Below are 26,576 nucleotides of genomic sequence, written 5' to 3'. Positions count from 1 at the left end.
CTTCCTGCCCCAGCAGTGCCGTCACCGCTTCGCCGACGCGCCGAACGCTGCGTTGAGAAACCGGCGTGCACGGGAACCCGCGCAGGTCCATGCTGCCGTATGAATAAGGCAAGGACGCAACCGGGCAGACATGAAGGAGGGAGAGACGATGATAGAGATTCTACCGGCCCCCGAGTACGTGGCGGCGTTCCGTATTTCGGGTACGCTGCACAGCGCGGACTACGACGTATTGATCCCTGCCATCGAGTCGAAGCTCGAGTACAACGAGCATATCGGCGTGCTGGCGGACATGACCGACTTCGACCATATGACGGCCGGCGCCCTGCTGCGCGACTTGGCCTACGCCATGAGCAAGCTTGGCGAGTACCACCGCTTCAAGCGTGCCGCAGTGATCGCCGACAAGCGCTGGATCGAGACGACCACCAAGCTGGCCGGCAAGCTATTCCCCAATACCGAAGCGCGCCTCTTCCATGCCGGTGAGCTGGAGGAGGCCATGCGCTGGGTCGCCGGCTTTCGCGGCGATTTGATCAACGGCGGGCTATGAGGCTATGGCGGCAGTGGCCCGCTCGCCGTGCCACTGCCGCAGCAACCAGGCGAAGGCCAGCCCCAGGGCCAGCAGCCACAGCCCGGCACCGGCCAGCAGCCACAGGCTGTCGGCCAGGCGCAGCACTAGCCCGCCGAGGCTGACGCCCACTGACTGGCCAAGGAACAGGCAGCCGGCGAATACCGCCATGGCGGTGCCGCGCATGGCGGGTGCCATCTGTGTGGCATTGATCTGCAGCGTGCTGTGCATCATGTAGAAGCCGAGCCCCGCGGCGAAGGCACTGGCGGTAGCCAGAGTTGGCAGCGAAGCCAGTGCCAGCCCGATGAAGCCTAGCCCCATCAGCACGCCGCCGCCCGCCGCCAGGCCCGGCTCGCCCAGCCGGGCCACCAGGGGTCGCGCCAGGGCGGCGAAGATCAGCCCGCCCACGCCGAACAGCGCCACCATCAGCCCCGCCTGGGTCAGCGAGACGTCAAGCCTGGTATAGAGATGACTGGCAACGAAGGCCAGCGCGCCGAAAGCAGCGATGCCCTCCAGGAACACCAGCGCCAGGATGCGCCGGGCGCGGGAAATCAGCAGCACCTCGCGGATGCGCGAGAAGAAGGCGATGCGCCCCTGGTCGGCCTTGGGTGGCGACAGCTGCGGCTGGCGGTGCAGGGTCGTGAGCAGCAGCCCGCCGGCGCCGAGGAACAGCAGCGTGAGCAGCATGAACGCCGCCTGCCAACCCAGCGTGTCGGCCAGGAAACCGCCCGCCACCTGCCCCGAGATCAGCCCCAACACCGCACCGGAAAGCATGTGAGCCAGAGTGACCTGGCGCTGCTCATAGGGCACGTTGTCGCCCACCCAGGCCATAGAGAGCGGGATGATCGCCGCTGCGGTGGCGCCATTCAGGGTGCGGAACAGCAGCAACATGGGCAGCGACTCGGCCAGCGCCGAGCCCAACGCGCCCACGGCACAGGCCAGGGTGGCCAGGCCGATCACCCGCAGAGTGCCGTGGCGGTCGCCCAGCGGACCGTAGGCGAGCTGCATCACGCCGTAGGCGATGGCGAACAGGGTAATGTTCTGCGCCACATCGGCCACCGGCCGAGCGAAGGCCTGCGACAATGCCGGCAGCATGGCGTCGGTAACGCGCATCGAGGCCATGCTGGCGAAGCCGGCCAATGCCAGCAGCAGAATGACGAGGCGGGGCGGTGCAGCCGTGGCATTCAATGCTTGGCTCCTTGTGCCTGTTGGGCCATGGCCCGTTCGGCGGGTCGGACCAATCCCAGGAAGCTCGCCACGGCCAACAGGCCACCCAGTGCCACGACCACCGCCATGGTGCGTGAGGTCCCGTCGTGCAGTTGGCCGACCGCGCCGCCTACCAGTGCGGCGATGGTCATCTGCAGGAAGCCGAACAGCGACGACGCCGAGCCGGCACAGTGTGGGTTGGGCGCCAGGGCGCCGGTCATGGATTGCGGCATCAACACGCCCATGCCGATCATGAACAGCACATGCGGACCAACCACGGCCCAAGCGGCGAATATCCCGGACAGGGCCAGCATCGCCATCAGGCTGCCGCCTAGCGCACAGGTCAGACTGGCCAGACCGACCAGGCGCTCGCGCCCCAGCCGATGGCTGTAGCGGCCGCTGAGCAGGGTACCGGTGAAGAAGCCGGCCACGATCAGGGTGAAGAACAGGCCATACTGGAAGGGCGAAACCTCAAGGAATTCGATTAGCACGAACGAAGAGCCCGAGAGATAGGCGAACAGGCCCGAGAACGCCGCCGAGTTGGTCAGGGTATAGCCCATGAAGATGCGCTGGCCGAGCAGCATGCGGAAGTTGCCGAAGATGGCCGCAGGGTGAATCGACTGTCGTCGCTCCGGTGGCAGCGGCTCCGGCAGCGCCAGGATTAACAGCGGCAGCATTACGGCGGCGTAGAGCGCCAACAGCACGAATACCGATTCCCAGCCGAAGAACAGCAGTAGCCCGGCGCCGACGATGGGCGCCAGGGCCGGCGCCAGCGACATGGTGCTGGCCATGTAAGAGAGGATGCGCCCGGCCTCGAGGGGGCCATAGATGTCGCGTACCGCGGCACGGCCCAGCACCGGACCGGTGGCGCCGCCCAATGCCTGCAGGAAGCGCCCGGCCAGCAGCCATTCGATGCTGGGCGCGAAGGCGCACAGCAGGCTCGCCAGCAGGAACAGGCTGAAGCCGAACACCATCACCGGCTTGCGCCCGAAGCGGTCGGAGAACGGGCCGCAGAACAGTTGGGCGGCGGCGAAGCCTGCCATGTACAGACTCAGAGTCAGTTGCACCTGGTCGGGGCCGGTGTCGAGGGCTTCGGCCATGGCCGGCATGGCCGGCAGATACATGTCGGTGGCCAGCGGGCCCAGCGCAGTCAGGGCCGCCAGGGTAATCACCGTGGCAGGAGATTTCAGCCTCAGCACATTGACCTCATTCTCGAAGGGCGTCTCGAAGGGCGCTCGGGAGCGAAAGACAACGACCGACGGGCGCCGCTTCTCCCGCTCCAGGTTAGAACAGGGAGGGACGGCGCCCGCCAGTCGTTAGCTTGCTTAATATAGCCTAAATAGCGCGGCTGTGCTCAACCCGCATCCGGCTGCTCGCCCGGGGCGGCCTTGGTGAAGGCGTCCATCGCGCGGCAGCGCTCGGTGATGCGCCGGAGCGTTGGATATGCGGAGAGATCGCACTCGAAGCGCTCAGCGTTGAACACCTGCGGCACCAGGCAGAGATCCGCCAGGGTCGGGCTGTCGCCGTGGCAGAACTCCCCGGTAGCGGGCTCGTTCGCCAGTCTCGCCTCCAGCGCGGTGAATCCTTCGGCGATCCAGTGGCGATACCAGGCCAGCTTGGCGTCGTCGTCCAGCTTCAGCTCGTGCACCAAGTACTTGAGCACCTTGAGGTTGTTGAGCGGGTGGATCTCACAGGCGACGATCTGGGCTAGCGAGCGCACCCGGGCGCGACCCTCGGCGTCCGCCGGTAGCAGCGGCGGCTCGGGGTGACGTTCCTCCAGGTATTCGCAGATCGCCAGCGACTGGGTCAGCTGGGTGCCGTCATCGGTCTCGAGTACCGGCACCAGCCCCTGAGGATTGCGGGCAAGACTGTTCTCGGAGCGCTGTTCGCCCTTGACCAGGTTGACCGGCACCTGATCGTACGCCAGACCCTTGAGGTTGAGCGCGATGCGTACGCGATACGCCGCCGACGAGCGGAAGTAACCGTAGAGCGTCGTCATGGGTGACTCCTTACTTGGCCTGGTACTTCACCACCTGCTGGTCGATGGCGCCGAAGATGCTGTTGCCCTGGCGGTCGAACATCTCGATGCGTACCCGGTCGCCGAAGCGCATGAACGGCGTCTTGGCCGCGCCATGCAGGATCTGCTCGACCATGCGCACCTCGGCCAGGCAGCTGTAGCCCACGCCGCCGTCGGCGATCGGCTTGCCGGGGCCACCATCGGGATCGGGGTTGGAGACGGTACCCGAGCCGACGATGGCGCCGGCGCCCAGGTAGCGGGTCTTGGCCGCATGCGCGACCAGTTGCGGGAAGCTGAAGATCATGTCCGGGCCGGCTTCCGGCTCGCCGAACTTCTCGCCGTTGAGATGCACGGTCAGCGGCAGGTGGACCTTGCCGTCCTGCCAGGCGTCGCCCAACTCGTCGGGGGTAACGCAGATCGGCGAGAAGCTCGAGGCCGGCTTGGCCTGGAAGAAGCCGAAGCCCTTGGCCAGCTCGCCCGGGATCAGCCCACGCAGGCTGACGTCGTTGACCAGCATGATCAGCTTGATGTGGCTGGCGGCCTGTTCCGGCGTGACCGCCATGGGCACGTCGTCGGTAATCACCGCGATCTCGCCCTCGAAATCGATGCCGTGCTCCTCGCTGACTGCCTCGATGTCCTCGGTGGGGGCGAGGAACTTGTCGCCGCCGCCCTGGTACATCAGCGGGTCGGTCCAGAAGGTTTCCGGCATCTCGGCGTTGCGCGCCTGGCGCACCAGCTTGACGTGGTTGAGGTAGGCGGAGCCGTCGGCCCAGTGATAGCTGCGCGGCAGCGGCGAGTGCAGCTTGCTCTGGTCCAGAGGGAAGGCGCCGGCGGCGCTGCCGTCGTTGAGTTCGGCGTAGCGCGCCTCCAGCCTGGGGCTGACGGCGTCCCAGTCCTCGATGGCCTGCTGCAGGGTGGCGGCGATGTCGGTGGCGGAAACGGCGCGGGTCAGGTCGCGGGAGACCACCAGCAGTTCGCCGTCGCGGCCGTTTTTCAAAGTGGCGAGTTTCATCTTGGCGCAATCCTTTCGTCAGGGGCGGGGCTCGTCGGCCCCGTCCGGTTCAGCGTTTCGTTTCTCGAGCCTTCAGGGCTGCTTGGGATCGAAGTGCGAGCGCAGCGTCGACCACACGTCGACGTAGTCGCGCTGGCGGATATCCGCGTTGAGCGCCGCTTCGGTCGGGTGGTAGACGTAGCGGCTCTCGAACATGAAGGCCAGGGTCGCATCCAGGCGTTGCGGTGTCAGCTCGGCGTTGGAGGCCTTCTCGAAGGTGTCGGCGTCGGGGCCGTGGGGCGACATGCAGTTGTGCAGGCTGGCGCCGCCGGGCAGGAAGCCTTCGGCCTTGGCGTCGTACTCGCCATGGATCAGCCCCATGAACTCGCTCATCAGGTTGCGATGGAAGTAGGGCGGGCGGAAGGTATTCTCGGCCACCATCCAGCGCGGCGGGAAGATCACGAAGTCGATGTTGGCCATGCCCGGGGTGTCGGAGGCTGAGGTCAGCACGGTGAAGATCGAGGGATCGGGGTGGTCGAAGCTCACCGTGTTGATGGTGTTGAAGCGCGCGAGGTCATACTTGTAGGGCGCGTAGTTGCCGTGCCAGGCCACCACGTCGAGTGGCGAATGGCCGAGCTTGGTCACCCAGAAGCGGCCCGAGAACTTGGCCACCAGCTCGAAGTCGCCCTCTACGTCTTCAAAAGCGGCCACGGGGCTCTCGAAGTCGCGTGGGTTGGCCAGGCCGTTGGCGCCGATGGGACCGAGGCCAGGCAGCTCCAGGGGGCTGCCGTAGTTCTCGCAGACGTAGCCGCGGGCGGCGTCGCTTCCCTCGGCCAGGCGTACCTGGAACTTCATGCCACGGGGAATCACTGCGATCTCGCCGCCCTTGACCTCGAGTTCGCCGAGCTCGGTACGCAGGCGCAGGGTGCCCTGCTGAGGCACGATCAAGAGCTCGCCGTCGGCGTCGTAGAAGAAGCGCTCGGTCATGTCGCGGTTGAAGGCGTAGACGTGAACGCCGCAGCCGGACTGGGTGCCGGCATCGCCGTTGACGGCAATCGTCAGCAGGCCGTCGACGAAGTCGGTGGGCTCGGCAGGAATCGGCAGCGGATCCCAGCGCATCTGGTTGGGATCGGCGGCGGGCCTGGCCAGCGGCGAGGTGGCCACCCGACCATTCTCCAGCGGCGTATAGGCGCTCTGCACTACCGAGGGGCGGATGCGGTAGAGCCAGCTGCGCAGGTTCTCATGGCGCGGCGCGGTGAAGGCCGAGCCGGTCAGCTGTTCGGCGTATAGGCCGTAGGTACACTTCTGGGGTGAGTTCTGGCCCACCGGCAAGGCGCCGGGCAGCGCCTCGCTGGCGAAGTGGTTGCGAAAGCCGCTCTGGTACTCGAGCGTTTGGGTCGTCATGTCGGGGCTCCTCTCTATCAACATCAACGTCCTGTTGATGACTCGTTGTCTTCGGCGTGTCATCGGGTGCTGCCGGCGATTACTCGCCGGCGTGCGCTTCCGAGGGCGATGCCACGGCTTGGCCGGCGATGGCCAGAGCCTCCTCGAGCACCTGCTGGTCGCCGATATGGTTGGCCAGCAGCAGGATCAGCCGGGCGTTGATACATTCGCTCTCGGCCTCGCTGCGCTCGCGGTGCAGTTCGGTCAGCGCGGCATAAAAGGCGTCCGGATCGGTAAAGTTGGGGTTGAGATCAAGCCGTGGCATGGCGCTCCTCCTCGGCATCAAGGTGACGGCCCAGCGCGCGATCGAGCGCCGCCTCGACCTCGGCGGTACTGACTTGGCGCCAGCGGGCGCTGACGTGCTGGTCGGGGCGGATCAGGTAGGCGACACCGCCAGTCAGGCCGTAGCGTTCACCGACCAGAGCCTCCACGTCCTCGATCTGGCGGCTGCGCGGCAGCTCGGCCAGGGCATGCGGCGCCGGTCCGACGACCAGCAGATCGAGATCGGCCTGGCGTGTAAGCAGAGGCTCGAGTTCGGTCCTGAGCGCCTCGGCCTGGGCGCTGTCGACGCGGCCGTCGAGCAGCAGCGTGAAACGCTCTCCCAACTGGTTGAGCAGCCAGGTGCGCCGCCCGGCCAGACCGATCGGGGCATCCTTGGCCGGGCTGCCGGGGCGCAGCACGAGGGGCAGGCCCTCGGTCTCGGGGCCGTTGAGCGGCGAGTCGTCGTAGTGGCACGGCATGGAGAGGCGGCCGCTGTTGACCAGGCGCCGGGCGAAGGGGTAATGCTCGGCCAGCTCCAGCACGCTGTCGCGAAACAGCCGGCTGACGCGGCTCTTGGGCGTGATGAAGTCGGTGGCGCGGGTCGAGTTGAGAATGTTCTCGGCGGCGCCGTGCTGGCGTTCGTCGTTATAGGTGGCGAGCAGTGCTCCGGGGGCCTGGCCCTTGAGCACGCGAGCCAGCTTCCAGGCCAGGTTCTCGGTGCTCTGCAGCGCGCCGTTGGCGCCGCGGGCGCCGAATGGCGAGACCTGATGGGCGGCGTCACCCATGAAGAACACGCGCTGGTGGATGTAGTCGTCCATCTTGCGGCAGCGAAAGGTGTAGACGCTGGCCCACTCCAGCTCGAATTCCACGTCCGCGCCGAGCATCGCTTGCACCCGCGGACGGATGTTCTCCTCCTTCTTCTCCTCTTCCGGGTCGGCGTCCCAGCCCAACTGGAAGTCGATGCGCCAGACGTTGTCCGGCTGGCGGTGCAGCAGCACCGACTGGTTGGGATGGAAGGGCGGGTCGAACCAGAACCAGCGCTCGGTGGGGAAGTCCGCCTTCATGATCACGTCGGCGATCAGGAAACGATCCTGGAAGATCTGGCCCTTGCTCTCCAGGCCCAGCATGTCGCGGATCTTGCTGTTGGCACCGTCGGCCACCAGCAGGTAGTCGCAGGAGAGGCGGTAGTCGCCGTCCTCGGTGCTGACCAGGACCTCGCTGCGCTCGGGGCGGCTGTCGACCTCGGTGACCTTGTGCTTCCAGCGCAGGTCGATCAGCTCGGCGAGCGCGTCGGCGCGATCGACCAGATACTCCTCGAAGTAGTACTGCTGCAGGTTGATGAAGGCCGGCATGCGGTGGCCCTCTTCCGGCAGCAGGTCGAAATCATAGACTTCGCGATGCTGGAAGAACACGCGACCGCGCTGCCAGGTCACGCCCTTGTCGACCATCGGCTGGGCACAGCCGAGGCGGTCGAGGATCTCCAGGGTGCGCTTGGCGAAGCAGATCGCCCGCGAGCCGACGCTGACGGTGTTGTTGTCATCGAGCACCACGCTGGCGATGCCCTGCTGGGCCAGGTCGATGGCCATGGCCAGGCCGGTGGGGCCGGCGCCGACGATGACCACCGGGCAGTGGCGGACGCTCTCGCGGTCAAGCTCGGGCGGGCGCCGGTACGGGTAGACGGGATTGTTGTAAGTAGTGGGCATGCTTCCTCCGACTGCGACGGCTGCAGGGCAGGCCAGCGTCAGAACGCTGCGACCTGCCCCGGCACCACGCGCCAGGATTATTTTGAAAACAGCGCGTTACTGGTTCTCTACGACTTCCTGAAGCGAGTGCCACATGGCCGTGTCGCGCTCGGCGGTCCAGATGCGCGGGTCGGGGTATTCGCCGCCAGCCTCGTCATAGCAGCGGGTGATGTCGAACGGCAGGCAGTGGTCGAAGATCACCCAGTGGCCATACTTCGGCTTGAGCTTGGCGTAGGTCTCGGCGTAACACTCGGAGAGCGACTTGCCGGCGGCCTTGCCCGCCTTGACGCTCTCGTACATATCGGCGAGGAAGTCGCGGGTGCCCTGGATCGCCTCTTGGCACTGCTCGGGTGTGGTGAGTGCCTCGCCGCGGCCCGGTACCAGCTTCTGGGGGGCCATCGCCTGCAGGCGATCGAGAGTGGAAGGCCAGTCCTCGTGGTAAGCGTCGCCGGTGTAGGGGGTGGCGCCATACTCGACCAGATCGCCGGAGAACATCACCTTCTCCTCCGGCAGCCAGACCACGGTGTCGCCCTTGGTGTGGCCGCGACCGAGGTGAATGATGCGTACCTCGCGCTTGCCCATGAATACCGTTAGCTCCTGCTGGAACACGATGTTGGGCCAGGTCAGGCCGGGCACCGAGTCGACGCCCTTGAACAGGCGCGGGAAGCGGCCGACCTCGGACTCGTAGTCCTGCTGGCCGCGCTCGACGATCAGGTCATAGGTGTTCTGGCTGGCATAGATGTTCTCGGCATCGTAGGCCGAGGCGCCGAGCACGCGTACAGCGTGGTAATGGGTCATCACCACGTGTTTGATCGGCAGGTCGGTGACCTCGCGGATACGGCGGATCACGTCCTGGGCCATGATCGGCGTGGCCTGGGTATCGATCACCATCACGCTGTCGTCGCCGATCACCACGCCGGTGTTGGGGTCGCCCTCGGCGGTATAGGCATAGAGGCCCTCAGCCAGTTTGGTGAAGCTGACCTGCTTCTCTTCGGTATCGGCGTGGGAAGCGAATTTCTTGCTCATGGTTCCTCCGGTGTCGTCGAGCGTCACGGTGGGCGACGTCAAGGGGGCCGCTGTTGGCCGCGTTCGATGTGCTGAATGCAGCGAGCATAGTTGCTATTGAAACTATATGTCCAGCAAGTCGCAGGCCAGAAGCACAGGGTATGCACCAAGGCTTGAGGAAAAATTGTTTTATATCAGGAATTTTCGATGGTTTTGCGACCTAAGTCTAATGCTAGACTGTCTCAAATTAGTTGCAGGGGAGAGTATCTGGCGGCAAGGTGTAGGCGCAAAGTACGCTGGGGTGATGCGCTCCTTACCCTCCTGCATAGAACAAGCGCCCAGCCAGCGATACAGCGATATAAAAACGCAACGGCGCAACGACAAGCGATTGAATACGCAGCGTGGCGCAAGCACGCCTCCCGTGACGACCCAGGAGCTCACAATGAAAATGACCAACCGCCTCATGATGGGCGCCGTGGCGGCGCTCGGTTTCAGCTTCGCCGCGCCGGTGCTGGCGCAGACTACCATCACCGTCAGCACCTGGGGTGGCCCCAATCACGGCATCAACACCATCGTCTGGCCCACCTGGAAGGCGTGGATCGAGGAGGCGACCGAAGGTCGCGTGACCGTCGAAGTGGTCCACGACATGGGCCCACCGGCGGCACAGATGGAAATCGTCGCCGATGGCATCGCCGACGCTAGTTGGATCTTCCATGGCCACATGTCGGGACGCTTCGAGCTGACCCAACTGCCGGAATTCCCCACCTTCGGGGCCTTCTCTTCCGAGGCGGCCTCGGCGGCATACTGGCGCACCTACCAGGAGTACCTGGCGGCAGCCGACGAGCATAATGGCGTCGACGTGATGGCCATGGGCGTGCATGGTCCGGGCCAGATCTTCACTCGCGACCAGGTGGACTCCCTCGACCAGCTCTCCGGCATGCGCATGCGGGTCGGTGGTGGCGTGATGAGCAATCTGGCCAGTGCCATGAATGTCTCCGGTGTGGCGATGCCGCCTACCAGCGTTTATGAAGGGGCTTCTCAGGGGGTCATCCAGGGCGCCATGCTGACGCTCGAAGGGCTGCGCAGTTTCCGTGTGGCCGAGGTACTGCCGCATACTCTGACGGTGGATGGCGGCTTCTATCGTGGCAGCTTCGCCATCGTCATGAACCCGATGTTCTGGGACCAGGTCTCCGCCGAGGATCGTGAGGCGATCGAAGCCGTTTCCGGCGAAGGCCTCTCGCGGCTGTTCGGCTATATGATGGACGCCATGGACGAGCGCGGCGTGGCTTTCGCCAAGGAGCAGGGCAATACCTTCACCGAGGCCTCGGAGGAAGACATCGAGCATCTGCGCGAGGTGACCGATGAGCTGATTGCCGAGTGGAATACCGCTGTAGAAGGGCGCGGAATCGATACCGAAGCGGCACTGGCGCACTTCCGCGAGCAGCTCGCCCTGGCCGCCGAAGACGAAGGTATCGCCGATCGCGTCGTTCAACCGTAATTCGCTGTGACCCCTGGAGGCTTGACCATGCCGACCACGTCGACGTTCTGGCTGCGGGTCGGCCGTGTCATGCAGCTGACGCTGGAGGGGGTGGCCGGTGCCACCCTCTTCGCCATGATGCTGCTGACCACGGCGGACGTGACCGGACGCTACTTCTTCAACTCGCCGATCCTGGGCACCGTCGAGCTGACCCAATTGATGCTGGCCGCGCTGGTGTTCCTGTCGCTGCCGGTGGTGTGCTGGCGCGAGGAGCACGTCAGCGTCGACCTGCTCGACAGCGTGTTTCCCACGCGCCTGATCTGGATCCGCCAAGTGCTGGTCAACCTGATCGTCAGCGGCGCGCTGTGGGTCATGGCGCGGCGGGTGTGGGCTCTGGGCGAGCGCGCCATGCAATGGGGCGACGTCACCGAGTTCCTGCGCATTCCCAACGGCTATCTCATCTACCTGATGGCGATCATGCTCGCCGCCTCGGCCGTGCTGACCCTGTTACGCGCGCTGTTCTACCTGCTCGAAGGGGTGGGCGTACTCGAGCGCGGCGGCCCGCTCAGCCCGCCGACCCAGCCAGGAGGCCACCATGACTGAAGCGCTGTACGGCTTTGCCGCCCTGCTGCTGCTGGCATTCCTGCGCGTGCCGCTGGCGTTTGCCATGGGCATCGTCGGCTTCGCCGGCTTCTACTTTCTCACCGGCAACTGGAACGCCGCCGAGGCCATGGCCGCGCGGCGGGTGGTGGACACCGCCATGGACTACGGCCTGTCGGTGATCCCGCTGTTCATCCTGATGGGCAACCTGGTCTCGCATGCCGGGCTGTCGGACGCCCTGTTCCGCGCCTCCAACGGCTTTCTCGGCCACCGCAAGGGCGGCCAGGCCATGGCCACCATCGTCGCCTGCGGCGGCTTCAGCGCCATCTGTGGCTCGAGCCTGGCCACCGCCGCCACCATGGGCCGGGTGGCCATGCCGCAGATGCGCAAGTACGGCTACAAGGACACCCTCGCCTCGGCCTCCATCGCCGCCGGCGGCACGCTCGGCATCCTCATCCCGCCCAGCGTGATGCTGGTGATCTACGGCATCCTCACCGAGACCAGCATCCGCGAACTGTTCGCCGCCGGCTTCATTCCCGGCATCCTGGGCATCCTCCTCTACCTGCTGGCGGTCAAGTGGGTGCTGTGGCGCGACCCCGCGGCCGGCCCCGCCGGCGAGAAAGTAGCATGGCCCGAACGCCTGACGGCGCTCAAGAGCGTCGGCAGCACCCTGGCGCTGTTCGTGCTGGTGATCGGCGGCATCTACCTCGGCGTGTTCACCCCCACCGAGGCGGCAGGCATCGGCGCCATGGGCGCCTTCCTCATCGCCCTGTGGCGCCGGGCGCTGACCCCCCAGGTGCTGATGAACGTGCTGATGGACACCGTGCGCACCACCGCCATGCTGTTCGCCGTGGTGCTCACCGCACTGATATTTGCCAACTTCATCAACCGCGCCGGGCTGCCCAGCGACCTGCTGGCGTTCGTCAACGGACTCGACATCGCCCCGTTCCTGGTGATTCTGGTGATACTGGCCATCTACGTGCTGCTTGGCTGCGTGTTCGAGAGCATGTCGATGCTGCTGCTCACCGTACCGGTGTTCTTCCCGGTGGTGGCGGGGCTCGGCTTCGACCTGGTGTGGTTCGGCATTCTGGTGGTGATCGTGATCGAGATCAGTCTGATCACGCCGCCGGTGGGGATGAACGTGTTCGTGCTGCGGGCGGTGCTGCCGGACGTGAGCACGGGGACGATCTTCCGTGGGGTGACGCCGTTCTGGGTGGCGGGAATGGCGCGCGCGTTGCTGGTGCTGGTGTTCCCGGGTATCGTGCTGTTCCTGCCGCAATTGCTCTATTAATCGCTGCCAAGCGCAGGGTGAGGAGTTCCTGATGAACATGGAAGAGAACCGGGCGGGGCTCGCCAGGGAGGGCGAGGGAAGTCTGGTCGAACCGTCAACCAAGCAGGAGCTGGATCTCAATCAGTTCCTGCCCTATCGGCTCAACAGCCTGGCCGATCGTATCAGCCAGGCATTGGCCGAACTCTACGAAGAGCGCTACCAGTTGAATATCGCTCAGTGGCGGGTGCTGGCCTGGCTCAGTCACTGCGACGAGCTGACGGCGAAGAAGATCTGCGCCTACACCAACATGGACAAGGCCCGCGTCTCGCGGGCGATCCAGTCGCTGGAGGAGCGAGGGCTGATCAGCCGCACGCCCGCTCCCGAGGATCAGCGCCAGCAGGATCTCCACCTCACCGCCGCCGGCCAGACGCTACTGGCCAAGCTGATTCCCGAGGCCCAGGCCTGGGAGGCGGAGCTGGTCGCAACCCTCACCGCCGGTGAGTATCGCGACCTGCTCAACGTGATGCGCAAGCTGGAGCGTCAGTTGGAGCGGATCGGGCAATAACGTTTCGGGTCGCTTCAAGCCCTTGCGGTGGCCTCTGCCTTGGCAGGGCTGGGCACGCGCCCGCCGATTCGGGCGGTAATCTCGGCGGCAGTCTCCCGCACCAGTGCGCCCAGCTCCGGCAGCCGCGCTTCGGGAATGCGTGCTACCGGGCCCGATACCGAAATGGCCGCCAGCGGCGTGCCGTGTTCGTCGTGCAGGCAGGCGGCGACGCAGTGCAGGCCGATGGCGTGCTCCTCGCGGTCGCAGGCAAAGCCCTGGCGCCGCACCTCGGCCAGATTGGCACGTAGCGCCTCGGGAGTGTGCAAGGTATTGCGGGTGACCCGCGTGAGGCCGCGCTCGGCCAGCACTCGCTCGAACTCGTCGTCGGGCAGCCAGGCCATCAGCGCCTTGCCCACTCCCGACGCGTGCAGCGGTGCGCGCGAGCCGAGCCGGGTGATCATGCGCATCATCTGCGACGATTCGCTCTGGGCCAGGAATACCGCAGTGGCGCCGTCGCGAATGCCCAGGTTGGCGGTCTCGCCGGTCTCGGCGGTCAGGCGACGCAGGAAGGGGCGGCTAGTGGCGACGAAGTCGCGCGCCTCGAGAAAACTGTTGCCGATGCGGAAGGTCTTGACGTCGATCTTCCACACGCCAAGCTCCGCATCCTGAGTGATGAAGCCCTGCCCCTGCAGCGCCTGCAGCAGGCGATGGGTAGTGGAGGGTGCCAGATCGACCATCTCGGCCAGTTCGGACAGCGCCAGGCCACCCGGTGTGGCGGCCAGCCGCTCGAGCAGGTTGAGCCCGCGTACCAGCGATTGACTATGGCCGCTGGCGCTCTTGCCGGGGCCGGGCGGGCGCCCCGCCGTTCTGCGTTTGACTTCACTCACCTGCGTCATTCCTCTGCTTTGACCTGACGGCCTTTCGCGAAGGCCAGCAACAGGATACCCGTTCGACGCCGGCTTGTCTCGATTGCGGAAATGCCTTCCACTCTGCTCGCGCATGGCAGGTCTTGCACAGGGTGGAGAGGCTAGCGATGTCGCCAATGTGGCTCCCGCTTCTCGATAAAGGCATCGATGCCTTCGGCCACGTCCTCGGCCATCATGTTGCAGGCCATGGTTTCGCCGGCCAGGGCATAGGCTTCGTTCAGCGGCAGTTGCAGTTGGCGCTGGAATAGCGTCTTGCCGGTGCGCAGCGCCACCGCGCTCTTGGCGCAGAGGCTAGCGGTGAGCTCATCGAGCACTTCGTCCAGAGCCTCGTCGTCGGCTACGCGATTGACCAACCCCCAGTCGAGTGCCTGATCGGCATCGATGAACTGGCCGGTGAAGAGCATTTCCATGGCGCGTTTGCGGCCGATGTTGCGCGACAGCGCCACCGCCGGGGTTGAACAGAACAGCCCCACGTTGATGCCCGACACCGCGAAGCGGGCCGAACGCGCTGCCACCGCCAGGTCGCAGCTGGCGACCAACTGGCAGCCAGCGGCGGTGGCCAATCCCTGGACTCGGGCGATTACCGGTACCGGCAGCTGGACGATGCGCTGCATGACCTCGCCGCAGCGGGCGAACAGCTCCTGGTAATAGGCCTTGTCGGGATTGGCACGCATCTCCTTCAGATCATGCCCGGCGCAGAAGGCGCGCCCTTCGGCGGCGATCACCACGCAGCGCACCGAGTCCTCGTTGGCCAGGCGCGAGAGTTCGCCACCCAGTGCCTTGAGCACTTCTTCCGACAGTGCATTGAACTGGCGGGGGCGGTTCAACGTGAGAGTGGCAACGCCGCGCTGGTCGCGACGAATCACCGGGCGTTCGTCGACGGTCATATTCATTGTCGTATCCTGTAGAAACGTGCCCGCCACCAGCCTAGCCTGTCGCGCGCGCAATTCGTCACCCCTGCGACCAAAGGCGGTATGCCACGCTGCCCGGAGTCCGCCTAGCGAGAGCGAAGCATGAACGGGCGGGTGCGAGTGGGCGACATCGTGGCTTTTGGCGTCTCCCACCCCTGCCTGACCTTCGACAAGTGGCGGCGGCTCTGTCGTGTCGATGAGCGGCTCGAGGTGGTAGAGGTAATGCAGACCTGCTTTTAGGTTAGGTATGGGAAGAGGCGCTACTGGGCCATACGGGTCGAACACTCGGCTTCAGGATCGTTCCTGCTCACGCTTGGCCTTCAGCCGCGTCAATCTGTCGCCGAACAGGTAGGCGCCGAGCGCTACCAGGATCAGGACCGCTCCCGCCAGCATCGAGGACGATGGCTGTTCCTGATTGAAGGTCATGCCCAGGCCCAGGGCCAGCACCGGTGTGATCAGCGTGACCAATGCCACGGTAGCTGCCGCGAGGCGTGACAGAATCAGGAAGTAACAAAGGAAGCCCAGCAGCGAACCGAACAGCGCCAGGTAGATGACCGACCACAGGCCACGTGAGCTGAGCGGTACCGCCAAGGGCTCGCCGCTGGCCAGCCACAGCACGAGGAAGCACGGCAGGCTCAAAGCCAGGGCACCCAGGGTCTGCTCCAGTGGGCCGAGACCAGCGGCCACACGCTGCACGGCGATGCCACTGGCGCTGAACAGAGTCACGGCGAGCAGCATCATCAGCAGGGCCGGCAACTGGTCATTACCCAGTACCAAGCTGTCGGCGAACACCACGGCCAGGCCCAGCACGCCGAGCGTACAACCGAACCAGTGCCAGCGGCGCAGCTTCACGGCGCCGGGCAGCAGTTGCAGGATCAGCCCCGAGATCAGCGGTGCCATGCCGAATATCACCGACATCATGCCGGAGGGCAGCGTCATCGAAGCGTGATAGCTCAATGCCATGGCACCAAACACCCCGGGAATCGCCGCTGCGTAGCTCTTCATGGCATGCTTGTCCCTGCGCAGGCCACGGCGCATTGCCATCAGCACCACGAGCCCCGCCAGAAAGGCGAGTGCCATGCGCAACAGCACGCTGCCCACGGGCGCTCCCGCCTCGGCGCTCCACTTGATGGCCAGTGGCGTGGTGGCCCACACCAGCACTACGATCAGGTAGGCGGCGGCAGTTGGCATGCGGTCTTCCTTGGCAAATGGAATGCGCGAGCGCGCTTCGAAGCATAATCATTAGCACAGCAATGGCTTCCGCGTCGAACCGGCAGGGGAGAAGCGAGGCTCTGCTGTGCCTGAACGAGCCATCATACGGGACGGGCGTGAACCGGGGCGTCATATCTGGCATCTTGTTGTAAGGTGTCGCGCGGCCGTGTGTCACCCCCCTTTTCTGCATGCAAGTCCCGAATGCAAGTCCTGTACGCAAGTGATCGGCCGGGAGTGGGGATAGTATCCCTGTCGCTCCTATCATGTCAGGCATGATCGACCGAGAGGTATCGATGAAAGATGCACAGTGTCTGGGTATCCTGTTACCCGAGGATGGGCCGCCCGATTACGAATGGTACGGTTTGGACCAGCGGAGCAAACCTGACGCCGATGAGTTGCCGAATATCGCCGTTGGCAAGGTCCTCAGCGACGGCCACCATGAACACACCGCCCTGATGGCGCTTGGCGCCACTGATCGCCTTGCTGCGGTGGGTGAGTCACTGGTCAGGGACGTCGGGGCCCGGGCGGTCGTCTGGGCCTGCACCAGCGGCAGCTTCATCGGTGGGCTGGAGTGGGCCATTGCCCAGTCCCGCGAGCTTTCGCAATGGCTCGGTGTGCCCGTCACCAGTACCGCCATGGCGTTTCGCGATGCCCTGGCCGCGCTCGATCAGCGCCGGGTCGACCTGCTGAGTCCCTACCCACCGGAGGTTACCGAACAGCTGGTGCAGTTCCTGCATGACAGCGATGTGAAGGTGGACAATCTGCGGGCGCTGAACTGTCCCTACGCGGCCGACTCCAACCGGCTCGACATCGTCACGACGGTACGCGACTTCGCCAACGAGCATGGGGCCTCGCGCAACCCCCTGCTGGTACCCGATACGGCAATCAATACCCTTGAGCTGGTCGAGGCGATGCAGTGTGAGGCCGACCGAATAGTGCTGACGGCGAACCAGGTGAGCCTGTGGGCGGGCCTACGGTTGCTGGAACGTCGCGGTGGTCCTGCCCGCTATCTACAGGCGCTCACCGAGGCCAACTTGCCGCACTCTTGACATCACATCGACTGACATCCCATCGACAACACCGAGGCGTGGCGATGTCTGTAGGCATAACCTGGGTTAGTAAATCATGAGAAGAGGTTCTGATATGTTCCAAACGGGGCGCGAACATCTGTCATCGGAGGATAAATGAGCGACGAACTGAGCGAGTTCGAGCGGAGCATCAAGCGCGAGATCGATGCCTTCATGAAGCCCGGCCACGAGCCGTCGCCGGCGCGCGATCTGCTGGGCGATAAAAAGGACGAGCAAAAAAGTCGTGGCAAGAAGAAGGATGCCGGCACGGAGGCGGCCGGGAAGTCTGCCCAGTCCTACAAGACCGGACACCTGGTCCGGCTCGCGGTAAGGACGCGCAAGCTGGAAGCCGATACCGTTTTCGAGCATCGCTCCACCAGCATCTCCAAACTGGAAGCCCAGCTCGAGGCCGAGAAGGCCGCCAAGCAGGCCGGCTACCCGATCATCGGATACGTCATCGACATTCAGAGCCTGTAAGGAGAGCCGCCGCGCCTGGGCGCGGCGGCTTGGAACGGCCGGTGGTCACTCCTCGAAGTTGGTCTCGGAGTAGAGTACCCGTACACGCAGCGTGTGCTCGACCTGGCGCAGCGCCTCGAGTGCCTGGGGGCCGTAGGCCTTGTCCACGTCGATGACCACGTAGCCAACCTTCTCATTGGTCTGCAGGTATTGGCCGGAAATGTTGATGTCGTTCTCGGACAGCACCCGGTTGATTTCGGAGAGCACCCCCGGCACGTTGTCGTGGATGTGCAGCACGCGATGCTTGTCTGGGTGAGCGGGCAGCGCCACTTCGGGGAAGTTGACCGAGGTGACGGTGGTGCCGTTGTCCGAGTAGGTGATCATCTTCTCGGAAACCTCGATGCCGATGTTCTCCTGGGCCTCGAGGGTGGAGCCGCCGATGTGCGGGGTGAGGATCACGTTGGGCAGGCCGCGCAGCGGGCTGACGAACTCCTCGTCGTTGCCCTTGGGCTCCACCGGGAAGACATCGATGGCAGCGCCGTAGAGACGGCCGGCCCGAAGCGCTTCAGCCAGATCCTCGATCACCACTACGCTGCCGCGGGAGGCGTTGATCAGGATACCGCTGGGCTTCATCAGCGCGAGCTGGTCCTTGGTGATCATCCACTTGGTGGAGGGCAGTTCCGGCACGTGCAGGCTGACCACGTCGGAGCGTGCCAGCAGCTCCTCGAGGCTGGCCACCTGGTTGGCGTTGCCCATGCCGAGCTTGGTCACCACGTCGTAGAAGATGACGTTGAAGCCGAGCGACTCGGCCAGTACCGAGAGCTGGGCGCCGATGTTGCCGTAGCCGACGATGCCCAGGGTCTTGCCGCGGGCTTCGTGGGAGGCCTTGGCGCTCTTGAGCCAGCCGCCCTGGTGGGCGCGGGCATTCTTCTCGGGGATGCCGCGCAGCAGCATGATCGCCTCGGCCAGTACCAGTTCGGCTACCGAGCGGGTGTTGGAGTAGGGCGCATTGAATACCGGAATACCGCGCGCGAGCGCCGCGTTGAGATCGACCTGATTGGTACCGATGCAGAAACAGCCCACGGCGTTGAGCTTCTCGGCGGCGGCGAACACGCGCTCGTTGAGCTGCGTACGCGAGCGAATGCCGAGGAAGTGCACGTCGCGGATCTTCTCGATCAGCGTGGCTTCGTCGAGCGAGGTGGGCAGATGCTCGATGTTGGTGTAACCGGCATTCAGGAAATTGTCCACCGCGCTCTGGTGGACGCCCTCGAGCAGCAGGATCTTGATCTTGCTCTTGTCCAGGGACGTTTTGGCCATGGTCGAATCAACCCCTTCTAGGTGCGGCGCGTGCGGGAAACAGGGCGCTCATGTTAACACAACCGCTACGCGCGAAGATGAAAAGGCTGCGTCGCGAAGATGAGCGAGCTGCACGTTGCACGGCGCAGGCAGACGATCCCTGGGGCAGTGCGTATAGGACAGTGCGTGTATACTGTGCCTCCTGAAAACAGCGGCGACGAGCTAGAGGTGTCATGGCCGAACGTGACGAGCAGGTGGCAGGCGAGACGGCGAGCGAAGATGCCGAGACCGACTTCGCCGCCACCGTGGAGAGACTGGAGCGGTTGGTGGAGCAGTTGGAATCCGGTGACCTGTCGCTGGAGGGCTCACTTGCCGCCTTCGAGCAAGGCGTCCGCCTGACCCGTGATGCCCAGCGTCGCCTGGACGAAGCCGAGCTGCGAGTACGCACCCTGATCGAACGTCCCGATGGCAACATCGATTTCGCCCCCTTCGACACCCCGACGGGAGAGGACGAGAGTGAACGCTGACTCGCTCGCGGCCCAACTGGCCGCCAACCGGGCGCGCGTCGATGCTTGCCTGGCCAGATTGTTCGAGACACGCCAGCCGCCGGCGCCGAGGCTGGAGGCGGCCATGCGCCACGGGCTGCTGGTAGGCGGCAAGCGCTTGCGTCCGCTGCTGGTCTATCTTGCCGGGCGCGCGTTGGGCGCGAGCGACGAGGCGCTCGACGCCCCGGCGGCAGCCATCGAGCTGATCCATGCCTATTCGCTGGTGCACGACGACCTGCCGGCCATGGACGACGACGATCTGCGCCGCGGCCAGCCCACGGTGCATCGCGCCTTCGATGAAGCCACGGCGATACTCGCCGGCGACGCGCTGCAGACACTGGCCTTCGAAGTGCTCGCCCGTGCCGCCCATCCACGCCTGCCGGCCCTGATGCTGACGCTGGCCACCGCCGCCGGGCGCGACGGCATGGTTGGCGGCCAGGCGCTGGACTTGGCCGCCGTTGGCGGCCACCCTGACGTGGAAGCCTTGGCCACTATGCACGGGCACAAGACCGGCGCGCTGATCCGTGCCGCCGTGCGCATGGGGGCCTTGACCGCCGTGGCCGAACACGACCCCCGCGTCGAGGCGCTGGATCGCTACGCTGCAGCGCTCGGCCTGGCCTTTCAGATTCACGACGATGTTCTCGACGTCATCGGCGATACCCGGACCTTGGGCAAGACTTCGGGCGCCGACGCCGCGCGCGACAAGTCGACCTATCCGGCGCTACTGGGCCTCGAAGGGGCCCAGCGCAAGGCCAGCGAGCTTACCGACGAGGCCCTGCTGGCCCTGGCGGTACTGGGCGAGGCGGGCAAACCGCTGGCACAGCTGGCCCGATACATGATCGAGCGCGACCACTAGCCACACGGCATGACAGCCAGGACGACCGAATCGCACATGAAGCTCTACGATGTAATTCCTGTCGAGCGCCCGCTGACTCCGCTGCTCGATTCGCTGGACACGCCGGCGGCACTGCGGGCCATGACGAACGCCCAACTGCTACAGGTGGCCGACGAGCTGCGCGCTTATCTGCTCTATAGCGTGGGCCGTAGCGGTGGCCATTTCGGCGCCGGCCTGGGCGTGGTGGAGCTCACCGTGGCGCTGCACCATGCGCTGGAGACGCCCCACGACCGATTGGTGTGGGATGTCGGCCACCAGGCCTATCCGCACAAGATCCTCACCGGCCGGCGCGAGGCAATGCCCAGCATTCGCCAGTACGGCGGCCTGGCCGCCTTCCCGCGGCGTGCCGAGTCGCCTTACGACACCTTTGGTGTGGGACATTCCAGCACCTCGATCTCGGCGGCACTGGGCATGGCCCTGGCCAGCGCGACCCGTGGCGACAGGCGCCGAGTCTGCGCGGTGATCGGCGACGGCGCGCTGACCGCCGGTATGGCCTTCGAGGCGTTGGCCCATGCCGGCCATCTGGATGCCAACCTGCTGGTGGTACTCAACGACAATGAGATGTCGATCTCCGAGAACGTCGGAGGGATCGCCAGCTATCTGGCAGGCATCCTGTCGAGCAAGCCTTATCTCACCTTCCGCGAAGAGGGCAAGCGAGTGCTCTCCCGCCTGCCGGGCGCGTTGGAACTGGCGCGGCGCACCGAAGAGCACATGAAGGGCATGGTCAGCCCGGCTACGCTGTTCGAGGAGATGGGCTTCAACTACATCGGTCCGCTCGACGGCCACGACCTGCCCACACTGATCCAGACCCTGCGCAACATTCGCGACCTCGAGGGCCCACAATTCCTCCACGTGAAGACTCGCAAGGGGCGTGGTTTCCTCCCCGCCGAGGCCGACCCCATCGGCTACCACGCCATCACGAAGCTGGAAAAAAGTGAGCCGGAAAAGAACGGCGATGCGCCGCCGAGCCAGTCCGCACCGGCCAAGAAGAAGCCCCCCAAGTATTGCAACGTCTTCGGCGAGTGGCTGTGCGACATGGCTGCCGTGGACGAGCGGCTGATCGGCATCACCCCGGCGATGCGCGAAGGCTCCGACCTGATCCGCTTCTCCAAGGCGTATCCCGAGCGCTACTACGACGTGGCCATCGCCGAACAGCATGCGGTGACGCTGGCGGCCGGCATGGCCTGCGAGTCGATGAAGCCGGTAGTGGCGATCTACTCCACCTTCCTGCAGCGCGGCTACGATCAGCTGATCCACGACGTGGCGGTACAGGAGCTCGACGTCACCTTCGCCATCGACCGCGCCGGCCTGGTGGGCGAGGATGGCCCCACTCACCATGGCAGCATGGATCTTTCCTACCTGCGCTGTGTACCGGGCATGGTGATCCTGGCGCCGGCCGACGAGGCGGAATGCCGTGCCATGCTCAGCGCCGCCTATCACTACCCGGGTCCCGCCGCGGTGCGCTATCCCCGCGGTAGTGGGCCGGGGGTCGAAGTGCCTCGTCACCTCGAGCCGCTGGAGGTCGGCAAGGCCGAGCGGCGACGCGAGAGTGGCGCCGAGCCGGGTAAGCGGGTCGCTCTGCTGGCCTTCGGCAGTCTCAACGGCCCCGCCGCCAAGGTGGCCGAGGCCCTCGACGCTACGCACCTCAACATGCGCTCGGTGAAGCCGCTGGACCGCGAGGCGATCATCGCGGCTGCGGCCGAGCATGAGCTGCTGGTCACCCTCGAGGAAAACGTGGTGGCCGGTGGCGCCGGCAGCGGTGTGAACGAGCTGCTCGCCGCCGCAGGCGTACAGGTCGCCCTGCTCAACCTGGGCCTGCCCGACGCCTTCGTCGAGCACGGCAAGCCCGCCGAGCTGTTGACCGAATGCGGCCTGGATGCGGCCGGCATCGAGGCGTCGATTCGCGCCCGCCTTGCTTGACCCACCTCGCCAGTCCCCTCTACCGGCCGGGCATTGCCCGGCCGAATTCTGTCAGCCGTTGCAGTTGGCGTTTTCATGCCCGCAAGTCCCTCCTCGACTCGCCGACCGAGGCAATTGGCGTATTTGCTTGCCCTATATTCCTGTAGCTAATTTCCTACACGGCTTGTAAGACATTGCCGATAGGGCATGTCGCTTTATGCTGACATGGTTTGGACAATCCGCACCGTTCCGGCGCTGCTATCGTGATGATGACAGGCTCCAGAAAAGGATTTTTCCAGCGGGGGTATATCCCATTAGTGTCCGGCTCGGTGAGTGAAGATGCCGCTCTCCCCTCTGCTTTGTAAGATATTGCTTACATGTAATTCAGCTTTTGCTTACGCCCGCAGTGTTCGTTTACGGTGTCACCGGGAGCGACCTTCTTGGTAAAATGAGCTGTGCGAAATTACTTATCGAAACTCAGTGTTACATATCAGAAAAGTTTCGAATGCTTGGGTGGTGATTCGTCGCATTTGGCTGACGAAATGCGCACGTAGCGAAGAGACTGGAAGGTTTAGGAAATTTGGGCAGTGCGAATGCGCCTGCGTACCTGAGTGCCTGGCATAGTAATCGCCTCGTTGATTTGGCAGCGTGTTGGCTGGGCCGCTGGCAGGCTGCCACATGATGCCATCGCTTCAAATATCTTGCCGAACCATGTTGCGTAACGGCGAGTGCTTTTAAGGGCACCTTGGTTAGATTCTTGTGCTCGTCGAGCGATCTCACAAGGGTTGCTTGCACTAACTATTGGCTTAACGGCGGCACGCTTATGTCATGTCTCGATCATTGGAAAAAGCGGTCAATTTCCCATCATGCAGAGTGGGCGCTGCGTGCTCGGCATGGTGGGATGATTATTTGGCTCGCCATGGTACTGAGCGGGTGCGCCTCGATGTCCAAGGGTGGGGATGAAGCATCGTTCGACTCCATTGAACGCTTCGTGGGCACGTTGCCTTGCGCCGACTGCCGCGTCATACGCGCGGACCTGACCCTTCATCGTGATCCCGAGACCGGCCAGCCGGGCCAGTACTTCCTCCAGCAGACCCACGTCGATGCGATAGGGGGCGACTCCACTTCCACCTGGTGGGGGGACTGGCGTCTCGTGTCCAGCGGAACGGATACCCACTACCACATCGAGGGGCCGTCCGGTCCCATGGTGCTGCGTGTCGAGGAGGAAGGGCAGCGCCTGGGCTGGGCGGGAGTCAGGGAGCTCTCGGACAGGGCGGATTCCTACGAACTCTGGCGTGCCGAGCCTCTGCGCTAGGCGGGTCTCTTTTGGCTTGGACAGGGATGGCGAGGAGGGCGGCGGGATATGCAACGAGAGTTCGATATCGAATCGTTCATCGAGCAGCGCAAGAAGACGCGGATCGTCGGCGACCTGCTGCATGAGCAGGCGACGGATTATCTCGCCACCCTGGCGCTGCTGATTCGTCCGCAACTGGTGTTCGGCGAGTACCTGCAGGGTGCGCCGCGCGGTAGCGGGCGCGAGGCCCAGCATGCCTTCAAGGAGTTCAAGTCGCTGTTCGAGGCGACGGCCAGCGCCGAGCCCTTCCGGTTGATTCAAGAGCTGGACGTACCGCTGGAGATCCTCAGTTCCACGCCCCAGCTATACCCCTATGAATACGACATGACGCTGGCGGGGCGGGAGCAGCCGGTGCGTATTACCAGTCCCGTGCGCTGGGTGCTGGGTTTCAAAGGGTTCGAACTCCAACGCTTCCGGCAGGTCATCCGCGACCCCAACCGCAGCACGGCGGAGCTGTTTCGCTTCGTCGTGCACTACCTGATGCTGTTTTATTGCATCAATCGCGCGCCGGGCCTGGGACGCCTGCTGCTGGGACTGCGTTTTCCCGTCAGCTTCGAGAAGCTGGCGGACTTCGGCGACATGCCGTTCTGTGTCATCGGGTCGCTCGTGTCCTCTCGTCTGCCGGACGAGGGGCTGGTGCTGAAGAGCACCGAGATCGCCGGTAACGGCACCTTCGAGGAGCTGGTCGACGAGGCGGATGTCAGGAACATGGAAGATGCCGTCAAGGAGCGTCTGTTGAAGGCGATCGACGCGATTTGAGGTTGTCGGCACTGAAGCGAAAGCAATCATATCCACGTATGAGGAATCGACGCCATGGCGGAGAGGGATAGCACACAACACAAGCTGGGACGAATTCGTGCGCCGCGGGTTCACATCACCTACGACGTCGAGATCGGCGACAGCCAAGAGCAGAAAGAACTGCCGTTCGTCGTCGGGGTGATCGGGGACTACTCCGGAAATCCCCTGAGTCCGCCGCCCAAGCTCAAGGATCGCAAGTTCGTCGCCGTCGACCGGGACAACTTCAATGGCGTCCTCAAGGGGTTCAAGCCGCGCCTGGCCTACCGGGTCGACAACACCTTGTCCAAGGATGGAACCCAACTGCCCGTCGAGCTGAATTTCAACTCCCTGGAGGACTTCGAGCCCCAGAACGTGGTCAAGCAGGTCGAGCCGCTGCGCAAGCTGCTGGAGGTGCGCAACAAGCTGGCGGACCTGCGCAACAAGATGGGGGGGAACGACAAGCTCGAGGAACTGCTGATGGACGTGTTGCAGAACAGCGAGAAGCTCAAGGCCCTGGGGGAAGAGTTCGGCCGTGAGCAGGCGGTTCGCGAAGACGACGACAAGTAACGGTGGAGTCACGACATGTCAGAGAAACAACCGGAACCACAAGCGTCGGTCGCACAAGAGACCGAGCAGGCCGTCTTCGCGCCCCAGGCGTCGTTGCTGGACAGCATCATCTCGCAGAGCCGGGTGGCGCGCTCGGAAGACGAGCGCAACCGGGCCCGGGACCTGATCGAGGAACTGGTGGCCCAGGTGCTGGAGGGCGAGGTGCTGCCCAGCAAGGACCTGATCGCGGTACTCGACGCGCGCATCGCTGAAATCGACGCCATGCTCTCCGAGCAGATGAACGAAATCATGCATGCCAGCGAGTTCCAGCAGCTCGAGTCCTCCTGGCGCGGTCTCAAGTATCTGGTCGATCAGACCGAGACCGGCAGCAACATGAAGATTCAGGTGCTCAACGCGACCAAGAAGGACCTGGTCCGCGACATGAAGTCCGCTCCCGAATTCGATCAGAGCGCGCTGTTCAAGAAGGTCTACGAGGAAGAGTACGGCACGTTTGGCGGCGCTCCCTTCGGCATGCTGATCGGTGATTTCGAGTTCTCGCGAAGCCCCCAGGACATCTACCTGCTCGAAGAGATATCCCACGTGGCGGCGGCGGCCCATGCCCCTTTCATCTCGGCCTCCTCCCCCGAGCTGTTCGGCTGGGACTCCTTCACCGAAATGAGCGGTCCGCGCGATCTTTCGAAGATTTTCGATACGGTCGAATATGCCAAGTGGAAGTCGTTCCGCAATTCGGAGGACGCGCGCTATGTGGGCCTGACGCTGCCGCACGTTCTGGGGCGTCTGCCATACGGTCCGGATACCGACCCGGTCGAGGAATTCAACTTCGTCGAGAATGTCGACGGACGCGAGCACAACAAGTATCTCTGGATGAACGCCGCCTACGCCCTCGGCGCGCGGGTGACGAGCGCCTTCGCCAATTACGGCTGGTGCGTGGCGATACGAGGGGTTGAGGGGGGAGGCCTGGTGGAGGACTTGCCGACCCATACCTTCCAGACCGACGATGGCGAAGTCGCGCTCAAGTGTCCGACCGAGATCGCCATCACCGACCGGCGCGAGAAGGAACTGTCGGATCTCGGTTTCATCCCCCTGGTGCACTGCAAGGGAACCGACTACGCCGCCTTCTTCGGAGTGCAGTCGGCACAGAAGCAGAAGCAGTACAACACCGACGTGGCCAACGCCAACGCACGCCTGTCCGCGCAGTTGCAATACATCTTCGCCACCTCGCGCATCGCCCATTACATGAAGGCGATCATGCGCGACAAGGTTGGCAGCTTCGCTTCGCGAACCAGCGTCGAACGCTACCTCAACGACTGGCTCTCGCAGTACGTGCTCCTCGACGACAACGCCAGCCAAGAAGCCAAGGCCCAGTTCCCGCTGCGGGAAGCCCGCGTGGAAGTGGCCGAGGTGCCCGGCAAGCCGGGCGTCTACAAGGCGGTCACGTTCCTGCGCCCGCATTACCAGCTCGACGAGTTGACCGCATCCCTGCGTCTGGTGGCCGAACTGCCGCAATCCACCCGGAGTTGAGGACCATGGGTCCGCTATTGGCGACGAGGTGA

At 64.6% G+C, this 26,576-nt stretch carries 26 protein-coding genes and 1 pseudogene; 15 read left to right on the top strand and 12 right to left on the bottom strand.

The window, feature by feature from the left end; genetic code table 11:
* Positions 1-148 precede the first annotated feature (148 nt).
* On the top strand, positions 149-544 hold the full coding sequence (locus HOP51_RS00200; RefSeq protein WP_234271937.1) for a SpoIIAA family protein: 396 nt from the start codon (positions 149-151) through the stop codon (positions 542-544).
* Here the strand turns inward: HOP51_RS00200 and HOP51_RS00195 are convergent.
* From HOP51_RS00195 to HOP51_RS00160, 8 genes are all read right to left on the bottom strand, one after another.
* Positions 539-1,750, bottom strand: coding sequence for an MFS transporter (locus HOP51_RS00195; protein WP_234271936.1), 1,212 nt, complete (start codon positions 1,748-1,750; stop codon positions 539-541). The two genes, HOP51_RS00200 and HOP51_RS00195, sit on opposite strands and share 6 nt — an antisense overlap.
* A complete protein-coding gene (locus HOP51_RS00190; RefSeq protein WP_234271935.1) occupies positions 1,747-2,967 on the bottom strand; it encodes a multidrug effflux MFS transporter in 1,221 nt (406 codons plus the stop codon). The genes HOP51_RS00195 and HOP51_RS00190 overlap by 4 nt, the downstream gene beginning before the upstream one ends.
* A gap of 155 nt (positions 2,968-3,122) precedes the next feature.
* The gene (gene maiA, locus HOP51_RS00185) at positions 3,123-3,767 is read right to left on the bottom strand and encodes a maleylacetoacetate isomerase (RefSeq protein ID WP_234271934.1); all 645 of its coding nucleotides are present in this window, start codon (positions 3,765-3,767) and stop codon (positions 3,123-3,125) included.
* 10 nt (positions 3,768-3,777) lie between these two features.
* Entirely contained in the window at positions 3,778-4,797 is a 1,020-nt protein-coding gene (locus tag HOP51_RS00180) for a fumarylacetoacetate hydrolase family protein (RefSeq protein ID WP_234271933.1), read from the bottom strand.
* Between the two features lie 72 nt (positions 4,798-4,869).
* Positions 4,870-6,180: a homogentisate 1,2-dioxygenase gene (gene hmgA / locus HOP51_RS00175; protein ID WP_234271932.1), complete on the bottom strand. Its 1,311-nt coding sequence runs from the start codon at positions 6,178-6,180 to the stop codon at positions 4,870-4,872.
* Positions 6,181-6,259: 79 nt separating this feature from the next.
* Complete coding sequence (locus HOP51_RS00170; RefSeq protein WP_234271931.1) at positions 6,260-6,484, bottom strand: DUF2783 domain-containing protein; 225 nt, start codon at positions 6,482-6,484, stop codon at positions 6,260-6,262.
* Positions 6,471-8,183 (bottom strand): FAD-dependent oxidoreductase, encoded by a 1,713-nt coding sequence (locus HOP51_RS00165; RefSeq protein WP_234271930.1) that lies wholly within the window; start codon positions 8,181-8,183, stop codon positions 6,471-6,473. The genes HOP51_RS00170 and HOP51_RS00165 overlap by 14 nt, the downstream gene beginning before the upstream one ends.
* Positions 8,184-8,279: 96 nt before the next feature.
* Complete coding sequence (locus HOP51_RS00160) at positions 8,280-9,248, bottom strand: MBL fold metallo-hydrolase (RefSeq protein WP_234271929.1); 969 nt, start codon at positions 9,246-9,248, stop codon at positions 8,280-8,282.
* 421 nt (positions 9,249-9,669) lie between these two features.
* Between HOP51_RS00160 and HOP51_RS00155 the strand changes: the two genes are divergently transcribed.
* From HOP51_RS00155 to HOP51_RS00140, 4 genes are read left to right on the top strand one after another with little or no spacing between them, the layout of a single operon-like run.
* Positions 9,670-10,725 carry a TRAP transporter substrate-binding protein gene (locus HOP51_RS00155; protein ID WP_234271928.1) on the top strand — a complete coding sequence of 352 codons (1,056 nt, stop codon included), beginning with the start codon at positions 9,670-9,672 and terminating at the stop codon, positions 10,723-10,725.
* A 27-nt stretch (positions 10,726-10,752) separates the two neighbouring features.
* Positions 10,753-11,307, top strand: a complete 555-nt coding sequence (locus HOP51_RS00150; RefSeq protein WP_234271927.1) for a TRAP transporter small permease — start codon at positions 10,753-10,755, stop codon at positions 11,305-11,307.
* Positions 11,300-12,595 (top strand): TRAP transporter large permease, encoded by a 1,296-nt coding sequence (locus HOP51_RS00145; RefSeq protein WP_234271926.1) that lies wholly within the window; start codon positions 11,300-11,302, stop codon positions 12,593-12,595. Before HOP51_RS00150 ends, HOP51_RS00145 begins: the two co-directional genes overlap by 8 nt.
* A 31-nt stretch (positions 12,596-12,626) precedes the next feature.
* A complete protein-coding gene (locus HOP51_RS00140) occupies positions 12,627-13,139 on the top strand; it encodes a MarR family winged helix-turn-helix transcriptional regulator (protein WP_234271925.1) in 513 nt (170 codons plus the stop codon).
* Between the two features lie 14 nt (positions 13,140-13,153).
* Here HOP51_RS00140 and HOP51_RS00135 read toward each other — a convergent pair whose 3' ends face one another.
* Entirely contained in the window at positions 13,154-14,005 is an 852-nt protein-coding gene (locus HOP51_RS00135) for an IclR family transcriptional regulator domain-containing protein (RefSeq protein WP_234271924.1), read from the bottom strand.
* 140 nt (positions 14,006-14,145) lie between these two features.
* A complete protein-coding gene (locus HOP51_RS00130) occupies positions 14,146-14,937 on the bottom strand; it encodes an enoyl-CoA hydratase (protein WP_234271923.1) in 792 nt (263 codons plus the stop codon).
* 132 nt (positions 14,938-15,069) lie between these two features.
* Between HOP51_RS00130 and HOP51_RS00125 the strand changes: the two are divergent.
* Positions 15,070-15,195 (top strand): annotated as a pseudogene (locus HOP51_RS00125) (amino acid deaminase); the annotation flags it as partial.
* 51 nt (positions 15,196-15,246) lie between these two features.
* On the opposite strand, the gene HOP51_RS00120 reads toward HOP51_RS00125, so the two are convergent.
* Entirely contained in the window at positions 15,247-16,146 is a 900-nt protein-coding gene (locus tag HOP51_RS00120) for a DMT family transporter (RefSeq protein ID WP_234271922.1), read from the bottom strand.
* Positions 16,147-16,460: 314 nt separating this feature from the next.
* Here HOP51_RS00120 and HOP51_RS00115 point away from each other — a divergent pair, with 314 nt between their 5' ends.
* A complete protein-coding gene (locus HOP51_RS00115; RefSeq protein ID WP_234271921.1) occupies positions 16,461-17,216 on the top strand; it encodes an aspartate racemase/maleate isomerase family protein in 756 nt (251 codons plus the stop codon).
* Positions 17,217-17,351: 135 nt separating this feature from the next.
* Positions 17,352-17,711 carry a hypothetical protein gene (locus tag HOP51_RS00110; protein ID WP_234271920.1) on the top strand — a complete coding sequence of 120 codons (360 nt, stop codon included), beginning with the start codon at positions 17,352-17,354 and terminating at the stop codon, positions 17,709-17,711.
* Positions 17,712-17,756: 45 nt separating this feature from the next.
* Here the strand turns inward: HOP51_RS00110 and serA are convergent, their stop codons facing one another.
* Positions 17,757-19,007 (bottom strand): phosphoglycerate dehydrogenase, encoded by a 1,251-nt coding sequence (gene serA, locus HOP51_RS00105; protein ID WP_234271919.1) that lies wholly within the window; start codon positions 19,005-19,007, stop codon positions 17,757-17,759.
* A gap of 212 nt (positions 19,008-19,219) precedes the next feature.
* Between serA and HOP51_RS00100 the strand changes: the two genes are divergently transcribed.
* The 7 genes from HOP51_RS00100 (at position 19,220) to tssC (ending at position 26,544) form a co-directional block, all read left to right on the top strand.
* Entirely contained in the window at positions 19,220-19,513 is a 294-nt protein-coding gene (locus tag HOP51_RS00100) for an exodeoxyribonuclease VII small subunit (RefSeq protein WP_234271918.1), read from the top strand.
* On the top strand, positions 19,503-20,387 hold the full coding sequence (ispA, locus tag HOP51_RS00095) for a (2E,6E)-farnesyl diphosphate synthase (protein WP_234271917.1): 885 nt from the start codon (positions 19,503-19,505) through the stop codon (positions 20,385-20,387). Before HOP51_RS00100 ends, ispA begins: the two co-directional genes overlap by 11 nt.
* A gap of 36 nt (positions 20,388-20,423) precedes the next feature.
* On the top strand, positions 20,424-22,346 hold the full coding sequence (gene dxs / locus HOP51_RS00090) for a 1-deoxy-D-xylulose-5-phosphate synthase (protein WP_234271916.1): 1,923 nt from the start codon (positions 20,424-20,426) through the stop codon (positions 22,344-22,346).
* A gap of 922 nt (positions 22,347-23,268) precedes the next feature.
* Positions 23,269-23,640 (top strand): copper resistance protein NlpE N-terminal domain-containing protein, encoded by a 372-nt coding sequence (locus HOP51_RS00085; protein WP_234271915.1) that lies wholly within the window; start codon positions 23,269-23,271, stop codon positions 23,638-23,640.
* A 48-nt stretch (positions 23,641-23,688) separates the two neighbouring features.
* Positions 23,689-24,438 (top strand): hypothetical protein, encoded by a 750-nt coding sequence (locus tag HOP51_RS00080; protein WP_234271914.1) that lies wholly within the window; start codon positions 23,689-23,691, stop codon positions 24,436-24,438.
* Between the two features lie 54 nt (positions 24,439-24,492).
* On the top strand, positions 24,493-25,023 hold the full coding sequence (gene tssB, locus HOP51_RS00075) for a type VI secretion system contractile sheath small subunit (protein WP_234271913.1): 531 nt from the start codon (positions 24,493-24,495) through the stop codon (positions 25,021-25,023).
* A gap of 15 nt (positions 25,024-25,038) precedes the next feature.
* Positions 25,039-26,544 carry a type VI secretion system contractile sheath large subunit gene (gene tssC, locus HOP51_RS00070; protein WP_234271912.1) on the top strand — a complete coding sequence of 502 codons (1,506 nt, stop codon included), beginning with the start codon at positions 25,039-25,041 and terminating at the stop codon, positions 26,542-26,544.
* Positions 26,545-26,576: the final 32 nt, after the last annotated feature.

This window comes from Billgrantia zhangzhouensis, from assembly GCF_021404465.1.
In the GTDB taxonomy this organism is placed as follows: Bacteria; Pseudomonadota; Gammaproteobacteria; order Pseudomonadales; family Halomonadaceae; genus Halomonas; species Halomonas zhangzhouensis.
The sequence above is the reverse complement of the archived record's forward strand: the minus strand, read 5'-3'. Positions and strand labels throughout refer to the sequence as shown.